The 20,216-nt window shown below is 69.9% G+C and carries 18 protein-coding genes; 13 read left to right on the forward strand and 5 right to left on the reverse strand.

Annotation, left to right across the window (positions count from 1 at the left end; translation table 11 throughout):
• The first annotated feature begins 4 nt into the window (after window positions 1-4).
• Window positions 5-907, forward strand: a complete 903-nt coding sequence (locus AB3M90_RS05110; RefSeq protein ID WP_412950362.1) for a tyrosine-type recombinase/integrase — start codon at window positions 5-7, stop codon at window positions 905-907.
• A gap of 31 nt (window positions 908-938) precedes the next feature.
• Here AB3M90_RS05110 and AB3M90_RS05115 read toward each other — a convergent pair whose 3' ends face one another.
• Entirely contained in the window at window positions 939-1,472 is a 534-nt protein-coding gene (locus AB3M90_RS05115; protein ID WP_412950363.1) for a murein hydrolase activator EnvC family protein, read from the reverse strand.
• Window positions 1,473-1,795: 323 nt separating this feature from the next.
• On the opposite strand from AB3M90_RS05115, the gene rpsB reads away from it, so the two are divergent.
• The 9 genes from rpsB (at window position 1,796) to AB3M90_RS05160 (ending at window position 8,433) form a co-directional block, all read left to right on the forward strand.
• Window positions 1,796-2,743, forward strand: a complete 948-nt coding sequence (rpsB, locus tag AB3M90_RS05120; protein ID WP_412950365.1) for a 30S ribosomal protein S2 — start codon at window positions 1,796-1,798, stop codon at window positions 2,741-2,743.
• A gap of 48 nt (window positions 2,744-2,791) precedes the next feature.
• Complete coding sequence (tsf, locus tag AB3M90_RS05125) at window positions 2,792-3,619, forward strand: translation elongation factor Ts (RefSeq protein WP_412950367.1); 828 nt, start codon at window positions 2,792-2,794, stop codon at window positions 3,617-3,619.
• A gap of 95 nt (window positions 3,620-3,714) precedes the next feature.
• Window positions 3,715-4,431, forward strand: coding sequence for a UMP kinase (gene pyrH, locus AB3M90_RS05130; RefSeq protein WP_412950369.1), 717 nt, complete (start codon window positions 3,715-3,717; stop codon window positions 4,429-4,431).
• A 69-nt stretch (window positions 4,432-4,500) separates the two neighbouring features.
• Window positions 4,501-5,055, forward strand: a complete 555-nt coding sequence (gene frr, locus AB3M90_RS05135) for a ribosome recycling factor (protein ID WP_412950370.1) — start codon at window positions 4,501-4,503, stop codon at window positions 5,053-5,055.
• Window positions 5,056-5,060: 5 nt separating this feature from the next.
• Window positions 5,061-6,107 carry a phosphatidate cytidylyltransferase gene (locus tag AB3M90_RS05140; protein ID WP_412950372.1) on the forward strand — a complete coding sequence of 349 codons (1,047 nt, stop codon included), beginning with the start codon at window positions 5,061-5,063 and terminating at the stop codon, window positions 6,105-6,107.
• Entirely contained in the window at window positions 6,107-6,688 is a 582-nt protein-coding gene (locus AB3M90_RS05145) for a DivIVA domain-containing protein (protein WP_412950373.1), read from the forward strand. Before AB3M90_RS05140 ends, AB3M90_RS05145 begins: the two co-directional genes overlap by 1 nt.
• A gap of 48 nt (window positions 6,689-6,736) precedes the next feature.
• Window positions 6,737-7,420: an aggregation-promoting factor C-terminal-like domain-containing protein gene (locus tag AB3M90_RS05150; protein ID WP_412950375.1), complete on the forward strand. Its 684-nt coding sequence runs from the start codon at window positions 6,737-6,739 to the stop codon at window positions 7,418-7,420.
• Between the two features lie 9 nt (window positions 7,421-7,429).
• Window positions 7,430-7,717 carry a hypothetical protein gene (locus tag AB3M90_RS05155; RefSeq protein WP_412950377.1) on the forward strand — a complete coding sequence of 96 codons (288 nt, stop codon included), beginning with the start codon at window positions 7,430-7,432 and terminating at the stop codon, window positions 7,715-7,717.
• Window positions 7,718-7,719: 2 nt separating this feature from the next.
• Window positions 7,720-8,433, forward strand: coding sequence for an alpha/beta hydrolase (locus tag AB3M90_RS05160; protein ID WP_412950378.1), 714 nt, complete (start codon window positions 7,720-7,722; stop codon window positions 8,431-8,433).
• Window positions 8,434-8,442: 9 nt separating this feature from the next.
• Here AB3M90_RS05160 and AB3M90_RS05165 read toward each other — a convergent pair whose 3' ends face one another.
• Entirely contained in the window at window positions 8,443-9,504 is a 1,062-nt protein-coding gene (locus tag AB3M90_RS05165; protein WP_412950380.1) for an AI-2E family transporter, read from the reverse strand.
• Window positions 9,505-9,682: 178 nt separating this feature from the next.
• Here AB3M90_RS05165 and AB3M90_RS05170 point away from each other — a divergent pair, with 178 nt between their 5' ends.
• Together AB3M90_RS05170 and AB3M90_RS05175 are read left to right on the forward strand one after the other, a co-directional pair.
• Window positions 9,683-11,572: a DUF8094 domain-containing protein gene (locus tag AB3M90_RS05170; RefSeq protein WP_412950382.1), complete on the forward strand. Its 1,890-nt coding sequence runs from the start codon at window positions 9,683-9,685 to the stop codon at window positions 11,570-11,572.
• Window positions 11,569-12,492 (forward strand): tetratricopeptide repeat protein, encoded by a 924-nt coding sequence (locus AB3M90_RS05175; RefSeq protein ID WP_412950383.1) that lies wholly within the window; start codon window positions 11,569-11,571, stop codon window positions 12,490-12,492. Before AB3M90_RS05170 ends, AB3M90_RS05175 begins: the two co-directional genes overlap by 4 nt.
• Window positions 12,493-12,519: 27 nt before the next feature.
• Here the strand turns inward: AB3M90_RS05175 and glgB are convergent, their stop codons facing one another.
• The 3 genes from glgB to glgX form a co-directional block, all read right to left on the reverse strand.
• Window positions 12,520-14,724, reverse strand: coding sequence for a 1,4-alpha-glucan branching protein GlgB (gene glgB, locus AB3M90_RS05180; protein WP_412950386.1), 2,205 nt, complete (start codon window positions 14,722-14,724; stop codon window positions 12,520-12,522).
• A complete protein-coding gene (locus tag AB3M90_RS05185; RefSeq protein ID WP_412950388.1) occupies window positions 14,721-16,796 on the reverse strand; it encodes an alpha-1,4-glucan--maltose-1-phosphate maltosyltransferase in 2,076 nt (691 codons plus the stop codon). Before AB3M90_RS05185 ends, glgB begins: the two co-directional genes overlap by 4 nt.
• A 65-nt stretch (window positions 16,797-16,861) precedes the next feature.
• Entirely contained in the window at window positions 16,862-18,934 is a 2,073-nt protein-coding gene (gene glgX / locus AB3M90_RS05190; RefSeq protein WP_412950389.1) for a glycogen debranching protein GlgX, read from the reverse strand.
• Window positions 18,935-19,036: 102 nt separating this feature from the next.
• On the opposite strand from glgX, the gene AB3M90_RS05195 reads away from it, so the two are divergent.
• On the forward strand, window positions 19,037-20,212 hold the full coding sequence (locus tag AB3M90_RS05195; protein WP_412950390.1) for a cysteine desulfurase family protein: 1,176 nt from the start codon (window positions 19,037-19,039) through the stop codon (window positions 20,210-20,212).
• Window positions 20,213-20,216 lie beyond the last annotated feature (4 nt).

Below are 20,216 nucleotides of genomic sequence, written 5' to 3' on the forward strand. Positions count from 1 at the left end.
ACGCATGGATCTCACGGTCGCCATCGAGGCGTTCGTCGTCCACCTCGAACGGGTGCGTCGGCTGTCCCCGGCGACCGTCAGGGCCTATCGATCCGATCTGCGAGACCTCGCGACGTCGGCCGGAGATCCTGCAGTCGATGCGGTCGACCTGGAGGTCCTGCGGGACTGGCTCTGGCAGGCGACGCAGCGGGGCGACGCACGATCCACCCTCGCGCGACGAGCCGCCGCCGCACGATCGTTCTTCAGCTGGTCGCACGAGGAGGGGCTCATCGACACCGACCCGAGCCTTCGTCTGGTCGCGCCGAAGCGGGGGCGCACGCTGCCCACCGTCGCGTCGAGCGCCGCGATGGCCGTGCTGCTCGATGCGCACCGCGACGCCGCGGCATCCGGCGACCCCATCGCGATGCGCGACCACGCCGTGCTGGAGATGCTGTACGGCGCCGGCATCCGCGTGTCCGAGCTCTGCGGCCTCGACGTCGACGATCTGGATCTCGATCGCGGAACCGCGCGCGTGGTGGGCAAGGGCTCGAAGGAGCGTGTCGTGCCCTACGGCACCCCCGCCCGCGACGCCGTCGGGGCCTACCTGACCCGAGGACGACCGGCGCTGGCCGCGCGCGCCTCGTCGGCGACCCCGGCCCTGCTGCTCGGCGCACGGGGCTCGCGCCTGGGGGCGCGTTCGGTGTACGGACTCGTCGCCCGGGTGCTCGCCCCCGTGGTCGGGGCCGAGACCGTCGGACCGCATGCGCTTCGACACACCGCGGCGACCCATCTGCTCGACGGAGGGGCGGATCTGCGCGCCGTTCAGGAGATCCTGGGGCACGCGAGCCTCGGCACCACCCAGATCTACACGCACGTCTCGGCGGAGCGTCTCACTGCGACCTATCGCCTCGCGCACCCGCGCGCCTGATCTCGCTCGCGCACCCGCGCGCCTGATCACGTCACGGCGCTCGGATCGCATCGCAGCACGGCAGCAGCACGGCGCGTTCGACGGCGCCGAAGAGCAGCAGCGGGTTGACGTACTCGCCGTCGAGCCGCACGCCGACGTGAAGGGCACCGGGAGCGGTGTGGCCTCCGACGTCCACGACGCCGATCTCCTCGCCGGCGCTCACGGGGTCACCCGGAGAGAGCGGCGAGACCAGGGGCTCGAAGGTCGAGACGAGTCCGTCGCCGTGGTCGATCGTCAGCAGAGGACGATCGACCACGACCCCGCGGAACGCCACGACCCCGGCGGCAGGCGCGCGCACCACGGCCCCCACGGCAGTCGCCAGATCCACTCCGCGATGGCCCGCGCCGTAGGCGTGGGCGGGTGCACGATACGGCTCGGCCACCCGACGGGGCCCGTCGAGCGGCCAGAGCCACACGGGACCGTCGCCGAACGCGGGCGGCGGGGCTGCGGAGCCGGGCGCCGCAGCCGTGACCGACAGGACGAGGCAGAGCAGGATCGCGAGAACGACTCGAGGAGCAGCGCGCATGGGGGCATCCTGCCCTCGGCGTGCACCGTCTTCACGTCCGTCTCGCCTCCGCACCCGGAAACGGGGGAGAGGCGGTCGGAATCCGCCGGTGGGGAGCGAAGGTCGGACGGTCGGCATCCTGTATGCTGGACGGGCACCTCGTTCTCGGGGTGACTACGCGTGCCCAGAGCGACCGCCGTCTGCAGAGACGAAGGTCGTGGCATCCACTCCCACAGGTCCCCTCGACGAGCGGGCGGGAGTGCGCCGGGCACCAGGAAGTCCGATCATCCGGTCGGCCGAACAACCTCAACGGCGCAGAAACGCGCCAGAACAAGGAGACGACCATGGCTGTGGTCACCATCCGCCAGCTGCTCGACAGCGGCGTGCACTTCGGACACCAGACCCGCCGGTGGAACCCGAAGGTCAAGCGCTTCATCCTCACGGAGCGCAGCGGCATCCACATCATCGACCTGCAGCAGTCGCTGGGATACATCGACAAGGCGTACGACTTCGTCAAGGAGACCGTCGCGCACGGCGGCACCATCCTGTTCGTCGGCACTAAGAAGCAGGCGCAGGAGATCCTCGCCGAGCAGGCGACGCGCGTCGGCCAGCCGTTCGTGAACCAGCGCTGGCTCGGCGGACTCCTGACGAACTTCTCCACCATCTCCAAGCGTCTCGCGCGCATGAAGGAGCTCGAGGAGCTCGACTACGAGACCCCCGCGAACAGCGGCTTCACCAAGAAGGAGCTCCTGCTCAAGAAGCGCGAGCTCGACAAGCTGCACAAGTCGCTCGGCGGCATCCGCAACCTCAGCAAGACGCCGTCCGCGCTCTGGGTCGTCGACGCCAAGCGCGAGCACCTCGCGATCGACGAGGCCAAGAAGCTCGGCATCCCGGTCATCGGCATCCTCGACACGAACGCCGACCCGGACGACTTCCAGTACCCGATCCCCGGCAACGACGACGCGATCCGCTCCGTCTCGCTGCTGACGCGCATCATCGCCGACGCCGCGGCCGAGGGCCTGCAGCAGAAGCACAACCCCGAGTCCGGCGAGGCCGAGCCGCTCGCCGAGTGGGAGCGCGAGCTCCTCGAGAGCCCGGCCGAGGTCCAGGAGTCGGCTGACGCCGGCGCCGTCGCACCGGCCGCCGACGAGGCGGCCGTCGTCGAGACCCCCGCGGCCGACGAGACCGCAGCGGACGCTGCCGGCGCCGAGGCCCACGACGAGGCGATCGCCGCCGCGTCGGGCGAGGAGGCCTCCGAGGTCGCCGCCGCCGAGGCCGCCGACGCCAAGTAATCCCGCGAAGACACCGCACACACATCTCGAAGCAAGGAGCCACCACACATGGCCAACTTCACCATCGCCGACCTCAAGGCGCTGCGCGAGCAGCTCGGAACGGGCATGGTCGACACCAAGAAGGCGCTCGAGGAGGCTGACGGAGACGTCGAGAAGGCCACCGAGATCCTGCGCCTGAAGGGTGCCAAGGGCAACGCGAAGCGTGCCGATCGCTCGACCAGCGAGGGACTCGTCGTCGCCCGCGAGCAGGACGGCGCCGTGACGCTCGTCGAGCTCGCCTGCGAGACCGACTTCGTCGCCAAGAACGAGCGGTTCATCGCTCTGGCCGACAAGATCGCCGACGCCGTCGCCGCCGTGAAGGCCGACTCGGTCGAGGCGGCCCTCGCCGCTCAGTCCGGCGACAAGACCGTCGAGACCGTCATCTCGGAAGAGGCCGCGATCATCGGCGAGAAGGTCGAACTGCGTCGCGTGCGCACGATCTCGGGCGACAAGGTCGAGGTCTACCTGCACCGCACGAGCAAGGACCTGCCGCCGCAGATCGGCGTCGTCGTCGCCTACTCGGGTGACGACGCCGACACGGCGCGCAGCATCGCGCAGCACATCTCCTTCGCCAACCCGTCGTACCTCTCGCGCGACGATGTCCCGGCCGAGGCCGTCGAGAAGGAGCGCGAGATCGTCACCGAGATCTCCCGCAACGAGGGCAAGCCGGAAGCGGCCCTGCCCAAGATCGTCGAGGGTCGCGTGTCGGCGTTCATCAAGCAGGTCGCACTGCTCGAGCAGGACTACGCCAAGGACAACAAGCTGTCGGTCGCGCAGGTGGCGAAGGATGCCGGTATCACCGTGACGGACTTCGCGCGCTTCAAGGTCGGCGCGTAACACCGTCGGAGGGGTTCGGATCATCACGATCCGGACCCCTTCTTCATGCCCACGAGGCGCTATCTTGAATCGGGACGAGAGGACACCCCCCACAGATGACTGAACGCACCGGACGCCGTCGCGTCCTTCTCAAGCTCTCCGGTGAGGCTTTCGGAGCCGGTCAGCTCGGTGTCAGCCCCGATGTCGTCTCGCAGATCGCGCGCGACATCGCCGCGGCCGTCGATCGGGTCGAGGTCGCCATCGTCGTCGGCGGCGGCAACTTCTTCCGCGGAGCGGAGCTGAGCCAGCGGGGGATGGACCGCGGCCGGGCCGACTACATGGGCATGCTCGGCACGGTGATGAACGCGCTCGCGCTGCAGGACTTCCTCGAGCAGGCCGGCGCCGCGACGAGGGTGCAGTCCGCCATCTCGATGACCCAGGTCGCCGAGCCGTACATCCCGCGTCGCGCGGAGCGGCATCTGGAGAAGGGCCGCGTCGTGATCTTCGGCGCAGGTGCGGGTCTGCCGTACTTCTCCACCGACACCGTCGCGGCGCAGCGCGCTCTCGAGATCGGCGCATCCGAGGTGCTCGTCGCGAAGAACGGCGTCGACGCCATCTACACCGCCGACCCGAACAAGCATGCCGACGCCGAGCGCATCGACAGGGTGACCTATCGTGAAGCACTGCAGCGCGACCTGAAGGTCGTCGATTCCACCGCGTTCAGCCTCTGCATGGACAACAGCATGGACATGCGCGTCTTCGGCATGGAGCCGGCGGGCAACGTCACACGCGCCCTGCTGGGCGAACCGATCGGGACACTCGTCACCGCGTGACCGTCCGACCGGGCGGAGCGCACTCGGCCCGATAGAATTCCCCTGAACACCCCGACGATAGGAGCCACCGTGATCGCGGACGTCCTCGCTGAAACCACCTCCCGCATGTCGCGAGCCGTCGAGGCCGCCAAGGAGGACTTCTCCACGGTGCGCACCGGCCGAGCCAACCCGCAGCTTTTCCAGAAGCTGCTGGTCGACTACTACGGCACGCCGACGCCCCTGGCGCAGCTGGCCTCGCTGGCGAACCAGGAGGCGCGGACGCTCATCATCACGCCCTACGACAAGTCCGCACTGAAGGCCATCGAGCAGGCCGTGCGCGACATGCCCAACCTGGGGGCCAACCCGACCAACGACGGAAACCTCGTCCGGGTCACGATGCCCGAACTCACCGCCGAGCGCCGCAAGGAGTACGTCAAGCTGGTGAAGTCCAAGGGCGAGGACGCCAAGGTCCACGTCCGCGGCATCCGCCGCAAGGGCAAGGACGAGCTCGACGCGCTCAAGAGCGAGCTCGGCGAAGATGAGATCGCCCGCGCCGAGAAGGAGCTCGACGCCCTGACGCGCCAGCACGTCGACCTCATCGACGACGCTCTCAAGCGCAAAGAGGCCGAACTCCTCGAGGTGTAGTCCGAATGTCAGACGACACGCGAGGTGGGGGAGATGCGGCCGACATCCCTCCGCGCCCTCCGCTGCCGGAGGATGCGCCTCGGGAGGCCGGCATCCTGAACACGGCCGATCACCACGCGATCCGCGAGCAGTGGCGTGCGCGCCGCGACGAGCTGAACAGCCACGTCTCCTACGCCCGCGATCAGATCGACCAGGCCAACGAGCGCATCAAGGAGCGCACCGGTCGCGACCTCGTCCTCGCGATCGTCATCGGCCTGGCGTTCGGCGCGGCGCTGCTCGGTTCCCTGCTCTTCATCAAGGCGCTGTTCGTCCCCTTCGCTCTGGCCGCGGCGCTGATGGGGGTCTACGAGCTCTCCCGCGCCCTGCGTGCATCCGGCCGTCGGGTCGACACCGTTCCGCAGCTGATCGCCGCCGGGTTCCTCGTGCTCTCGGCCTACTTCGCCGAGGCGTGGCTGTGCTGGGTGATGCTCTTCGTCGCCGTGGCGTTCGTGATCGTGTGGCGCCTGATCGGCCAGATGCTCAGCCAGGACGGGCGCACCTACGGCGAGGTGCTCGCTGACGCGGTCATCGGCGGATTCGTGCAGATCTACGTGCCGTTCCTGGCCGGCGTCGCCCTCATCCTGCTCGAGCAGGAGGGCGGTCAGTGGTGGGTCCTCAGCTTCATCGTCGTCGCCGTCGCCGCCGACACCGGCGCCTACGCCGCCGGGCTGGCGTTCGGACGCCACCCCATGGCCCCGCGCATCAGCCCCAAGAAGACCTGGGAAGGCTTCGGTGGTGCGGTGATCGCGTCTCTCGGCGCCGGCGTGCTGCTCGCGATCTTCCTGCTCGAGCTGCCGTGGTGGGCCGGCCTCGTCTTCGGCGCGGCGATCCTCCTCACGGCGACGCTCGGCGACCTCGGCGAGTCGATGCTCAAGCGCGACCTCGGGATCAAGGACATGAGCTCGTGGCTGCCGGGGCACGGCGGACTCCTCGACCGGCTGGACAGCATCCTGCCGTCGACGATCCCCGCGCTCGGACTGTACTTCCTTCTCTCTCCCTGGGTGGTTCTGTGATGACTGACGAACGGATCGATGAGCAGGCCGCAGGCGAGGCGCCGCCGGCGTTCACGCTGACCAGCGGACGCACCCGCGGCTATCACCGCGCCGCGGTCGACACCTTCCTCGCCTCGGCTCGGCGGGCGTTCGAGACCGGTCACGAGGAACTGGGCGCGGCCGACGTGCGGACGGCCTCGTTCCCTCTGGTCAAGAACGGATACGTCGTCGCCGAGGTGGATGCCGCGCTCGGGCGCGTGGAAGACGCCTTCGCCGCGCGCGAGCGCGAGCGCATCGTCCGCGCCCAGGGCGCAGGCGCCTGGGTGGAGCGCGCGCGCGAGGACGCGCAACTGATCCTCGACCACCTCGCGCGCCCGCGGCGCCATCGGTTCGCCCGTACCGGCGTTCTGACCTTCGGGTACCGCGTCGACGAGGTCGATCACGTGGCCACGCGGATCGTCCGCTACCTCCGCGACGGCGAGGGATTGACGGCGGAGCAGCTCCGCTCTGCGGCCTTCCGGATGCAGCGCGGCGGCTACCGCGAAGAGCAGGTCGACGCCCTGCTCGACGCGACGATCGACGTGATCCTCGCCGTCCGGTGACGTTCCTGATGGTCGTCCCAGCGAGGTTTGCGTAGACTGTCGGACATCGTGAACTCCCGAAACACCATGACCCCCCGACGGAACGACTCGTCGCAGACTCCCGCGGCGACGGTGGTCTCCGCGCGCACGGGCAGCCGTCGGTGGTCGCGACGACGCGGTGTCGTCGGCGTGTTCAGCGCCCTGGCCGTGGTCGGGTTCGCGGGCGCCATGGTCGCGCCGACCGGCGTCGCCCTCGCCGATCCGCCGCCCGCCGAAGCGAGTGAGTCGGCGTATTCCGCGGCCCTCGAAGACACGCAGAACCTCACCGTGACGGTCGAGGGAGCCGAGATCGCACCGGTGCAGCGCGGCTCGTTCTCGGTCTATGTCACCCCCAAGCCCACGCCCCCGCCCGCCCCCAAGGTCGCCGCCAAGCAGGGGTCGAGCGGCGGAGGCGGCCCGCTGTACTACACCGGCGGCGGTGCTCCTGCGGAGTGGATGGCGGCGGCCGGCATCGCGGAGAGCGACTGGGGCTACGTCGATTACATCGTCTCCAAGGAGAGCGGCTGGAATCCGAACGCGACGAACAGGTCGTCGGGTGCGTGCGGTCTGGTCCAGGCTCTGCCGTGCAGCAAGGTCCCGGGGAACGGCTACGACCCGGTCGACAATCTGCGCTGGGCTTCCGGATACGCCACCGGGCGCTACGGCAGCTGGGCCGGCGCGCACGCCTTCTGGACGCGCAACCACTGGTGGTGAGCCGGCACCGTGCCACGCTCTCGTCGGCGTCGTCCTGCGCGCCCTGACTCCGAGGATTCCCTCGATCGCCTGCTCGCGGGCTGGAAGCGCACCGAGGTCCGCCGCGGGAGCGAATGGACCGTTCAGCCCGTGTCGGCCGTTCAGGCCCAGAAGGACTACCGCTGTCCGGGCTGCGCGCAGGACATCACCGCGGGAACCCCGCATCTGGTCGCCTGGCGAGCGGACGGCGTGCTGGGCGACGCCGCCGATCTGGCGGCACGGCGTCATTGGCACACACACTGCTGGAGGATCGCGTGAGCATGGAGATCAGGGGACCGCTCGAGCTGCCCGCCCGGCGGGAGGACATCGAGCTGCGCACGGCGGACGGACTGACGCTCGTCGGCGAGCTCGCCCTTCCGGAGAGCGGCGACCCGGTCGCGACCCTGGTGACGCTGCATCCGCTGCCCACGGCCGGTGGCTTCATGGACTCGCACATCCTCCGCAAGGCGGCCGCACGCCTTCCCGCTCTCGCCGACCTCGCCGTGCTGCGGTTCAACACCCGCGGCACCTCGTCGCCGCGCGGCACCAGTGAGGGGGCGTTCGACGGCGGTGCGGCCGAGCAGTTCGACGTCGCGGCAGCGATGGAGTTCGTCCGGGAGCGCGGCCTGCCGCATCCCTGGCTTCTCGGGTGGTCGTTCGGCACCGAGCTCGCGCTCAAGTACGGTCACTCTTTCGACATAGACGGAATCATCCTGCTCTCGCCCCCGCTGCACAGGGCATCCGAGGCCGAGGTGGCGGCATGGGCCGACACCGAGCGGTCGGTGGTGATCGTGGTCCCGGAGTTCGACGACTACCTGCGCCCCGACGAGGCGCGTGCCCGCTTCGCCGCCATTCCGCACGCGCATCTCATCGCCGTCGAGGGCGGCAAGCACCTCTGGGTGGGGGAGACGCAGACGCGCCGCGTGCTCACGGAGATCGTGGCCGCCGTCGCCCCCTCGGCGCTGCCGTTGCCCACGCACTGGCCGCCGGCCTGAGCGGTCGGATCAGAGCTCGTTCATCCGGGGGATCACGACCTGGCGGTAGATGATCAGGATGCTGGCCGCCACGGGGATCGCGATGAGCGCGCCCAGCAGGCCGAGCAGGCTGCCGCCGGCCAGCGCGGCCACCACCACGACGGCACCGGGCACCGACACCGCCCGACTCATGATGCGCGGGGAGATCACGTAGGCCTCGATCTGCATGTAGACCAGGTAGTAGATCCCGGCCGCGAGAGCGATGCCGGGCGAGCCGAGTCCCGGGATCAGGCAGGCGAGCACGATGATCGTCGACCCCGTGAGCGTTCCCACGAGCGGGATGAGGGAGAAGAAGAACGCGACCACGGCGAGGACGGCGGGGAAGGGGGCCTGGATGATCGACAGGTACACGGCGCTGAGCACGCCGTTGATGACGCCCTGCAGAACCTGACCCATGACGTAGTAGCCGACCGAATCGGTGATCTGCTCGGAGAGATCGACGAATCGGTCGCGCTTCGAGGCGGGCGCGAGCTGGTACACGGCGCGCTTGAGCGAGGGGGTGGACGCCGTGAGGTAGATGGTGAGGATCAAGACGATGAATGCGCCGAATAGCCCGCCCAGCACCGCACCGCTGGCGATGAGCACGCCCTGCCCGATCGAGCCGCCGATCTCGGTCAGGTTGGTGTTGAGCCAGTCCTCGACGTAGCTGAACACGTCGTCGACGCGGAGGTTGGGGAAGGCGTCCTTCATCCAGTCCTTGAGGTCGTCGATGGCCGTGCCGCGCTGCACGATGATCGAGATCTGCGCGATGAGCTGCGAGATCTGCTCGACGAGGACGGGGAGGACGATCAGCACGATCCCCCCGAAGACCGCGAGCACCGCGATGATGGTCGTCAGCACCGCGAGCCACCGGGGGAGACGACGGCGTTCGAGGTACGACACCACCGGATCGAGACCGAGGCTGAGGAACAGCGCCGTCCCGAGGTACAGAAGGACGGTCGAGAGGGTCTCGACGCTGCCGATGAGCAGGATGCCCAGGCCCACGCCGAGCGTCGCCACGAGGGCGGTGCGGAACGGGTTGTGGAACTTCATCCGGACTCCTCCATACGGGTGGGATCAGGCTATCGAGCCTTCGCTCCCCACCCTGCGCGACGTGCCGTGCGGTGGCGGGGCGAGCCCGCTCCTGGGCAACACACAGGAGCTTTCGCTAGGCTGAAATGTCGAGCGTTGCATCGCGGACGCCATTCTGCGGTGCGTGAGGAGACTATTCGTGCGTTTCGTATGGGCCGTGGTGGCCTTCGTGCTGGCCGCGGCGCTGATCGGTGCGGGTATCGCTCAGCGAACCGTCTTCCTGGGCCCGGATTCGCAGCAGGCCCGCATCGAGATCGAGGAGGCGGCGCCCTTCGTCCTCGTCGACGGCGAGGTCCTCCGAGCCCATCCGGGTGCCCAGAACCTGCTGATCCGCGGCGACGGCGAGATCTTCGCCAGCTACGGGCGCACGCCCGACATGGAGGCGTGGCTCGCCGACGCCGACTACAACCACGTGACCGCGGGCGATGGCGGGAGTCTCGACGTCGAGCACGTCGACGCCACTCAGGATCCCGTCGCGCACGACCCGGCCGGCTCCGACCTCTGGCTGGACTCGTTCAGCGAGGAGGATTCGCTGATCGCCGACAACATGCAGCTGCCCGAGGGGACGAGCGTGCTGATCGCGTATGACGGCACGGAGGACGCCCCCGACGACATCGCGGTCTCCTGGCCGCTCGACAACTCCACCCCGTGGGCCGGTCCGCTGATGGTCGCCGGCGGCATCGTGCTGCTCGTCGGCCTCATCCTCTACGTCCTCGGCATCCGTCACCAGCGCCGGGGACGCGGTCCGCGACGCAAGGGTCCGGGACCGCTGCCCGTCACCGAGCCGATCGACGTCGCTGCGTTGCCGCCGGCCGACCGGGCGGCGCTCGAGGAGTCCCCGGCGGATGCCGATGCCGACACGCCGCCGCGCACGGCTGCGGACGACGACGTCGCCGACGCCGAGATCGTCGACGAGGGGGAGGGCTCGGCTTCGAAGAACACGATGCAGGCCACCCGCATGACCCGCCGACGCCGGATGCTCGTCCTCCCCGCTCTCGGCCTGACCGCGCTGCTGGCAGCAGGCTGCTCGCCGGAGTCGTGGCCCCGGTTCGGCGAGGGGACGCCGTCGCCCTCTCCGAGCCCGACCGTCATCGCACCCGAGAACCAGAAGCCGCCGGCGGTGACCGAGTCGCAGGCGACGCGCATCCTCCAGACGCTCTCGGGAACCCTCGAAGAGGCGGATGCCGCGCTCGACATCGAGCTCGCGAAGACCCGAATCGACGGGCCGGCACTGGCCGCCCGGACCACCGAGTACGCGCTGCGCACCCAGCTGCCCGACACGCCGCTCCCCTCGGCGATCCCGACGGACGAGGTCGAGGTCGTGCTCCCGGAGGCGACCGACAAGTGGCCGCGCACGGTGCTGATGCTCTCGAAGGCGAGCGACGACGAGACCGTTCCGCCGGTCATCCTCACGATGACGCAACAGGATCCGTGGTCGAACTACAAGGTGACCGACATCGCCGAGATGTCCGCCGACGCCGTGTTCCCCGATGTCGCGGCGGCCTGGCTCGGCACGTCGCTGGTGCCGCAGGACTCGGCGTTCCTCACGATCGGGCCCGGCGAGCTGGCCGCCGCGTTCGCGGATGTCGTCGACTCGGGCGACAAGAGCGCGTCGTACGGGCTCTTCGACGACCTGTCGCTCGCCTTGGCGAAGTCGATCGTCGACAGCCGGCAGTCCGTCGTGCAGACCCTCGCCGACAACGGCGCGGCCGCGACGTCGCAGGCGACGTTCGACATGGCCCCGACCACCGCTCCTCCGGTGTCGATGACCACGCTCGACAGCGGCGCGATCGTCGCCGTCTCGCTGACCGACACCGAGACCGTGACGCCCACCTCGGCCGACGCGGTGATCCGCTTCGGCGACAACGCGCAGGCGAAGGCTCTGACCGGCGCGTCGGAGTCGGCGAAGGGCGTCACGACGACCTACGAGTTCCAGCTGTTCTTCTCGGTTCCGGCTCAGGGATCGACAGAGCAGATCCGGCTCCTGGCGGTGCGTCAGGACCTGTTGTCCGTTGAGGTGATCAAGTGAGCGAAATCTCCCCGGCCGCATTGCGCGGCGCCGTCGACCTGTCGAGCCTGCGCAATCGGCCGCCCGCGAGCGGAGCGGCTGCGCCCGCCCCCGGCGTCGTCGACGTCGTGGTCGACGCGACCGATGAGACCTTCGGTCAGATCCTGGAGATCTCGCGGACGGTGCCGGTCGTCGTCGACCTCTGGGCCGAGTGGTGCGGGCCCTGCAAGCAGCTCAGCCCCATCATCGAGAAGATCACCCGCGAGCTCGAGGGCCGCGTGCTCCTGGCCAAGGTCGATGTGGACGCCAACCCGCAACTGGCCCAGAGCTTCCGCGCGCAGTCCATCCCGATGGTGGTCGCGCTGATCGCCGGGCAGCCGGTGCCGATGTTCACCGGGGCCGTACCCGAGCAGCAGGTGCGCGAGGTCTTCGCCCAGCTGCTCCAGGTCGCCGCGCAGAACGGTGTCTCCGGTTCCCTCGCCGTCACCGACGGCGCTGACCAGGCGCCGTCGGAGGAGGAGCCGCCGCTCCCGCCCCTGCATGCCGAGGCCTTCGCAGCCATCGAGGTCGGCGACTACGCCGCCGCGATCCGCGCCTACGAGAAGGCGCTGGCGGAGAATCCGCGGGATGAGGACGCGATCGCCGGGCTCGGGCAGGTCAGACTGCTCGATCGTGTGCAGGGACTCGACCTCCAGGAGGCGCGCGTGGCCGCGGCGGCCGCACCTCTCGACCTCGCGGCGCAGTTCGCCGTCGCCGACCTCGACCTCGCCGGCGGCCATGTGGAGGATTCTTTCGCCCGACTGCTCGACCTGTTCGCGCAGCTGCCCGCCGATCAGCGCACCCCGGTCCGCGAACGGCTCGTCGAGCTCTTCGGTCTCGTCGGCGCCGCCGATCCGCGGGTGATCACCGCGCGGAACCGGCTCTCGTCCCTGCTCTTCTGAGGCCCCTGAGCCCTTGCGTCGCGGCGTTCAGCCGTGCGACACCGTCGGCACGTGCGGCTCGGGCTGGTAGCGCAGCCAGAGCGTCGAGAGCGCCGGAAGCGTGAGGGTCGCCGTCGCCGGACCGTCGTCGTCGGCGCGCGCGATGACCATCCCGAGGTTGCCCGATCCGCGACCCCCGTGATCGGCGGCATCCGTGTTGAGGATCTCCTGCCACACTCCCTCGCGGGGGAGGACGAGCCGGTGCCCCGTCCTCTCGACGCCGGCGAAGTTGCTGACGACCACGACCCGGCCGCCATGAGCGTCGCGGCGCTCGAAAGCGATGACCGTCGGCTCCCAGTGCGGCGCGCCCAGGCGCGAGAACGACGAACCGTCGTTGTCACGCTCCCAGAGCGGTGCCTGGGCGCGATAGGTGTGGTTCAACGCGCTGACGAAACTCTGCAGCTGCGCGTGCGACGGCTGGTCGAGCAGCCACCAGTCGAGCTCCCGCCCCTCGGACCATTCGGCGAGCTGACCGAACTCCTGGCCCATGAAAAGCAGCTTCTTGCCCGGATGCCCCCACATGTAGGCCAGATACGCCCGCAGGTTCGCGAGCTTGTGCCAGTGGTCGCCCGGCATCTTCGACAGCAGGCTCCCCTTCCCGTGCACCACCTCGTCGTGACTGATGGGCAGGAGGTAGTTCTCCCCGAACGCGTAGACGAACGAGAAGGTCATCTCGCCCTCGTGGTGCGAGCGGTACATGGGGTCGCGCTCGATGTACTGGAGCGAGTCGTTCATCCAGCCCATGTTCCACTTGAAGCCGAAGCCGAGTCCGGCGTGGTCGGTCGGGGCGGTGACGCCGGGGAAGCTCGTCGATTCCTCGGCGATCATCATGATCCCGGGGTGCAGGCGGTACGCGGTGGCGTTCACCTCCTGGAGGAACCGGATGGCCTCGAGGTTCTCCCGCCCGCCGTGGATGTTGGGCTCCCACTCGCCGGCCTTGCGCGAGTAGTCGAGGTACAGCATCGAGGCGACGGCGTCGACGCGCAGTCCGTCGACGTGGAACTCCTCGAGCCAGTAGAGCGCGTTGGCGACCAGGAACCCGCGCACCTCGTTGCGTCCGTAGTCGAAGATGAGCGTGCCCCAGTCCTGGTGCTCGCCGCGCCGAGGGTCCGGGTGCTCGTAGAGCGGCTGACCGTCGAACCGCGCGAGAGCGAACGCGTCCTTCGGGAAGTGCCCGGGGACCCAGTCCATGATCACGCCGATCCCGGCCTGGTGCAGGCGGTCGATCAGGTACCGGAGGTCGTCGGGCGAGCCGTACCGGCTCGTCGGGGCGTAGTAGCCGCTGACCTGATACCCCCACGATCCGCCGAAAGGATGCTCGGCCAGGGGCATGAACTCGACGTGGGTGAATCCCGCCTCGGTCACGTGCGCGATCAGCGGGTCGGCGATCTCGCGGTACCCCAGCCCGCCGCGCCACGAGCCCAGGTGCACCTCGTAGATCGACAGCGGCTGGGCCACCGCGTGTGTCGCCGCACGACGCGTCATCCAGGCGCCGTCGGCCCAGACATGACCCGACGCGGTCACGACCGAGGCCGTGGCGGGAGGGGTCTCGGCGGAGAGCGCCATCGGATCGGCCTTGAGGATCCATTGACCCGACCGCGTGCGGATCTGGTACTTGTACGTGGCGCCGACCGGCAGATCGGGGATGAACAACTCCCAGACGCCGCCGCCGCCCATCGATCGCATCGCGTGGGTCTCGCCGTTCCAGCCGTTGTGATCGCCGACCACCCGCACCGCGGTCGCGTTGGGCGCCCAGACGGCGAACGCGACGCCCTGCTCGCCGTCGAGGCTGCGCGGATGCGCGCCGAGCACCTGCCAGAGGCGTTCGTGACGGCCCTCGCCGATGAGGTGCAGGTCGATCTCGCCGAGTGCGGGGGAGTGGCGGTACGGGTCGCCTGCGACCGACGGCTCGTCCTCGCCGTAGGCCGTCGCGATCCGATAACGCAGCGCGGGTCCGGCGTGCTCCGCCTCCCAGATGCCATGGGCCACATGGGACAGCGGGATGCGGCTGCCGTCGTCGAAGACCGCCTCGACCGATCGGGCGAGCGGTCGACGGGCGCGGATGACGGTGATCGTCCGGCCCGCGGCATCCGAGCGGGGGTGCGCTCCGAGGACCGAGTGGGGGTCGTGGTGCTCGGCGGCGGCGATCGCCGCCCAGTCGCCGGATGCCGTCGTCTGCTCGACCTGGCTCATGGTCGCTCCCTCACCTTCAGGATGTGCACGGGTTCGGCGAAGGCGTCGAGCCGCACGTAGTTGTGGTCGGTCCAGGTCCACACCGCGCCGGTGAGCAGGTCTTCGACCTCGAAGGACTCGCCGAGGGGCACCCCCCAGACGGTCGTGTCGAGGTGCACGGTGGTCTCCCGGACCGAATGCGGATCGACGTTCGCCACGACGATGATCGTGTCGGCCGTCCCGGTGCCGGTGAACGCGGCATCCAGGTGCTTGCTGTAGACGAGGATCGCGTCGTCGTCGCTCCAGTGCGCGCGGAAGTTGCGGAGCTGGCGGAGCGCCGGATGCTGCGCACGGATCTCGTTGAGCCGGCGCAGCAGCGGCGCCAGGGACTCGCCGCGTTCCTCCGCGCCCGCCCAGTCGCGGATCTTGTACTCGTACTTCTCGTTGTCGATGTTCTCTTCCGACCCCGGGCGGGCGACGTTCTCGATCAGCTCGTAACCGGCGTACACGCCGTAGATCGGCGCCGCGGTCGCGGCGATGCACGCACGGATGCGATACGCCGCCCGGCCGCCGAACTGCAGGTACTCGGTGAGGATGTCGTGCGTGTTGACGAAGAGATTCGGACGCATGTAGTCGCTGGTCTCCTGGGAGACCGACGTGAGGAACTCCTCCAGCTCCGCCTTCGTGTTGCGCCAGGTGAAGTAGCTGTAGCTCTGCTGGAACCCGACGGCCGCCAGTGCGCGCATCACGGCTGGGCGGGTGAACGCCTCGGCGAGGAAGATGACGTCGGGGTCGTCGGCGTTGACCGTCGCGATCAGCCACTCCCAGAACTGCAGGGGCTTGGTGTGCGGGTTGTCGACCCGGAAGATCTTCACACCCTGCGCCACCCAGTGCCGGACGACGCGGAGCATCTCGGCGTAGATGCCCGCCGGGTCGTTGTCGAAGTTGAGCGGATAGATGTCCTGGTACTTCTTCGGAGGGTTCTCGGCGTAGGCGATGCTCCCGTCGGGAAGCGTGGTGAACCATTCCGGATGCTCGGCCACCCAGGGGTGGTCGGGCGACGCCTGCAGGGCCAGATCCAGCGCGACCTCCAGGCCCTCCTTCGCGGCCGCGCGGACGAAGGCGCGGAAGTCCTGGGCGGTGCCGAGGTCGGCGTGGATCGCATCGTGACCGCCGTCGACGGCACCGATCGCGTACGGCGACCCGGGGTCTGCGGCCTCGGCGACCAGCGTGTTGTTGCGGCCCTTGCGGTTGGTGCTCCCGATCGGATGGATGGGAACGATGTAGATGACGTCGAAGCCCATTCCGGCCACACCGGGGAGTCGACGGGCGGCGGTGCGGAACGTCCCGCTCTTCACCGTGCCGTCCTTCAGGCGGCGGGCGCCCTCCGAGCGGGGGAAGAACTCGTACCAGGCGCCGACGCCCGCGGCGGCCCGCTCGACGAGCAGAGTCTGCTCGTCGGCGGTGGAGCGCAGCGTCGCCAGTGGCCGCTCGGCGAAGATCTGAGCGAGACCCGCGTCGGTCGACACGGCGATCGTGGTCGCGGGGTCGGCGTCGGCGAGCGATGCGGCCTCGGCACGCAGGCGCTTGCGCTGCGCGGCGGGTCGGTCGGCTTCGGCGGCGGCGCGGGTGAGCAGCTGCGCGCCGAGCGCGGCCATGATCGGGACGTCGACGTCGGCGGCGACCTTGAGCTCGGCGGCATGGGCCCAGGTGGCGAAGTCGTCGGAGTAGGCCTCGAACCGATAGGTCCAGGCGCCCTGCGCGTCGAGTGCGATGTCGGCGGACCACCGGTCGGTGCCGTCGCCACGGGGCTTCAGACGGTGCAGGCTCTCCTCGCCGCCCGGCGACGTGAGGCGCAGATGCACGCCGATGATGTCGTGCCCCTCGCGGAAGGCGACCACGCTGAACGGCACGACCTCGCCGACGAACGCCTTGGCGGGGAAACCGCCGGGGACCGAGGGCGAACCGTCGAGCAGGGGGATCCGCGGGGTGCGCAGGCCGTCGGCGACGGGCGCGGAGTCGCCGGAGCGCAGGGGGATCTGAACGGGACTCCGAAGAGTCGGGGTCGGGGTGTTTCCAGCGCGTGCAGCCACAAGCCGAATCTACCTCTCCCGTCGAAATCGGCGCACCGCCTGGACAACGGCGCCCCGGATCGACATCATTCGACCTTGAACAGCCGCATCGAGGTGCCGGGGACGGGCAGGACCTCGCCCGGAGCGAACACCTCCTCCTCGTCGGACGGGCGCTCGTCGGCGCTCGACCAGAGGGATACGAACCGCGTCGCGCCCTCGATCTCGTCGGGCAGGCGCACGTCGATGGGCGACTCGGTGCCGTGGACGATGAGGAGGATGCGGTTGGCGGGCTCTCTGTCGGGAGTCGACGCGGCGACGTACTGCAGCGTGCGGTTGCGCGGATCGGCCCACTGCGCGCTCTCCATGGTGTCGCCGTTCTGGTCGTACCAGTCCATGACGGAGGCGTTCGGGATGTGCTCGCCGAGCCGCGCATACCGGCTCGGGCGGAGGGCGGGGTTCTCGTTGCGCAGCCGGATCAGCGAGGTCACGTGCGCGCGCAGGTCCTCCTGCCAGGGCTCGAGATCCCAGCCCAGCCAGGTCAGCGCGGAGTCCTGCGCGTAGGCGTTGTTGTTGCCGCGCTGCGTCCGCCCGACCTCGTCGCCGGCCGTGAGCATCGGGATCCCGGCCGAGAGCAGCAGGGTGCCCAGGAGGTTGCGCATCGCCTTGCGCCGCGCCGCCAGGATCGCCGCATCGTCGGTCGGCCCCTCGATGCCGTGGTTGAACGCACGGTTCGTGTCGGCGCCGTCGCGGTTCTGCTCCCCGTTGGCCTCATTGTGCTTCACGTCGTAGGAGACGAGGTCGTGCAGGGTGAACCCGTCGTGGGCGGTGACGAAGTTCACGCTCGCCAGGGGCCCCCGTTCATCGCTGAAGGTGTTCGAGGACCCCGCGAGGCGGGTTGCGAACCCGCCGATCCCGACGGGCGCGGATGCTCGACGCGCGTAGTCGATGTCGCTCAGCCAGAAGTTGCGGACGCGATCGCGGTACCGATCGTTCCACTCGTGCCATCCCGCCGGGAAGTTCCCGGTCTGCCAGCCGCCGAGACCCACGTCCCACGGTTCGGCGATGAGCTTGGTCTCGGCGAGGACGGGATCGTTCGCGATGGCCACGAGCAGCGGATGGTCCGGCGTGTAGGTGTGGGCGCCGTCGCGGGCGAGCGCGGCGGCGAGATCGAACCGGAAGCCGTCGATCTGCATCTCCTCCGCCCAGTAGCGCAGGGAGTCGAGCACGAGCCGTGCGCCGGCATCCGTCGACGTGTCGAGCGTGTTGCCGCAGCCGGTGGTGTCGATGTAGGCGCCGGCGGCGTCCTGCCGGTAGTAGCTCGCGTTGTCGATGCCCCGCAGGCTCGACCGCGGGCCGCCGATGCCCTCTTCCGAGGTGTGGTTGTAGACCACGTCGAGGATGACCTCGAGCCCTGCCTCGTGCAGCAGACGGACCATGCCCTTGAACTCGGCGAGCACGGCCTCGGGTCCCTGCTTGCGGGCCTCGTCGGTGGCGTAGGCGCTGTGCGGGGTGAAGAAGTTGAGGGTGTTGTAGCCCCAGTAGTTGGTGAGCCCGCGCTCGAGGAGGCGCGGCTCCGGCACAAAGGCGTGCACCGGGAGCAGCTCGACCGACGTCACGCCGAGCGAGCGCAGGTGATCGATCATCGCCGGGTGGGCGAGACCGGCATAGGTGCCGTGCAGAGCCGGCGGCACGGCGGGGTGACGCTTCGTGAGGCCCTTCAGGTGGCCCTCGTAGATCACGGTGCGATCGAGCGGCACGCGCGGCTTGCGCGAATCGCCCCAGTCGAAGCCGTCGACGATGACGACCGAGCGCCACTCGGCGTAGCCGGCGCCCTGCGCGAGCCCGCGGGCGTACGGATCGAGCAGCAGGCTCTCCGGGTTGAAGGTGTTGCCCGGTCCGTGGGGGCCGCCGACGCGGATGGCGTACCGGACGCCCGGCTGCAGCAGCGGGGTCGTGATCTCCCAGACGCCGCCGGGACGCCGTTCGAGTGCCGCGACGTCGGTGGCCCAGTCGAGGTCGGTGGAGTCGAACACGACGAGTTCGACCGACGAGGCGTTCTGCGACCAGACCCGCAGGGTTCCGCCGCCGTCGTGCAGGCGGACGCCGAGGTTGTCGAGGGCTGGACCGCCGGGGGCGGTGAAGTCACGGGACGCGGGCATGAATAACACCATAGGCGGGATGTGTTGCAGTCTCATGTCGAGTCGCACTGGGTCTCAGTGAGCGCCGACGCGTCGCATGCGGATTCGGGGGAGAATCGGAGGATGCGTCACTACCTCGATCACGCGGCGACGACGCCTCTGCGGCCGGAGGCGCGCGACGCCTGGCTCGACGCCGTCGCGATCGTCGGCAACGCCTCCTCGACGCACGGCGCCGGACAGGATGCACGCCGACGGCTGGAGGAGTCGCGCGAGCGCGTCGCGGCCGTCCTCGACGCCGATCCGATCGAGATCGTGTTCACGTCAGGCGGAACGGAGTCGATCAACCTCGCATTGCAGGGCCTGTGGCGGTCGCGGAGACCGGGCACAGACGCGATCGTGCTGCCCGACGCCGAGCACCACGCGTCGCTGGACACGGTCGCCGCCCTCGTCGACGAGGGCGCGACGGTGCGTCGGGTCGCCGTCTCGTCGGAGGCGCGCATCGACCCGCAGGAGTTCGCCGATCGGCTTCCCGGCGCGGCGCTCGCGACGGCACTGGTGGCCAACAACGAGGCCGGGACCGTCAACGACGCGGCGGCGCTCGCATCGGTGAGCGCCGCCGCCGGAGTCCCCCTGCACCTCGACGCGGTCGCCGCCCTCGGGCACCTGCCGTTGTCGTTCCGAGGGCTCCGCGCCGACGCCGAGGCGGGTGCGGGTCTCGTCGCCATGAGCCTCGCCGGCCACAAGATCGGAGCGCCGGTCGGTGTCGGCGTGCTCGTCGTGTCGCGCACCGCGACGCTGACCCCGCTGCTTCGCGGCGGCGCTCAGCAGCGGGGACTGCGCGCGGGAACGCAGGATGTCGCGGGTGCGTCGGCGTTCGCCACGGCGCTCGAGCTCGCGGAGGCGGAGCGAGAAGAGGAGTCGGCGCGCCTGACGGCGCTGCGCGATCGTCTCGTCGGCGGCATCCGTGCGGCGGTCCCGGCGTCCGAGCTCCTCGGCGATCCGGTCCGCCGGCTTCCGGGCAACGCGCACATCCTGTTCCCCGGGGCGGTGGGGGAGAGCCTGCTGTTCCTGCTGGACATGGCGGACGTCGCGGCATCCACCGGATCGGCGTGCCAGGCCGGCGTCGCCGAACCCTCGCACGTCGTCATGGCGATGGGACGCAGCGAGCGCGATGCGAGGAGCGTGCTGCGGCTGACGCTCGGGCGCACGTCGACGGATGCCGACGTCGACGCCGTGGTCGCGGTGATCGCCGACGTCTACGCCCGGGCGTCCGGATCCGGCACAGGTGCGGGCTCGTAGACTG

Origin of the sequence: Microbacterium martis (assembly GCF_047246685.1) — a bacterium.
Lineage (GTDB): Bacteria > Actinomycetota > Actinomycetes > Actinomycetales > Microbacteriaceae > Microbacterium.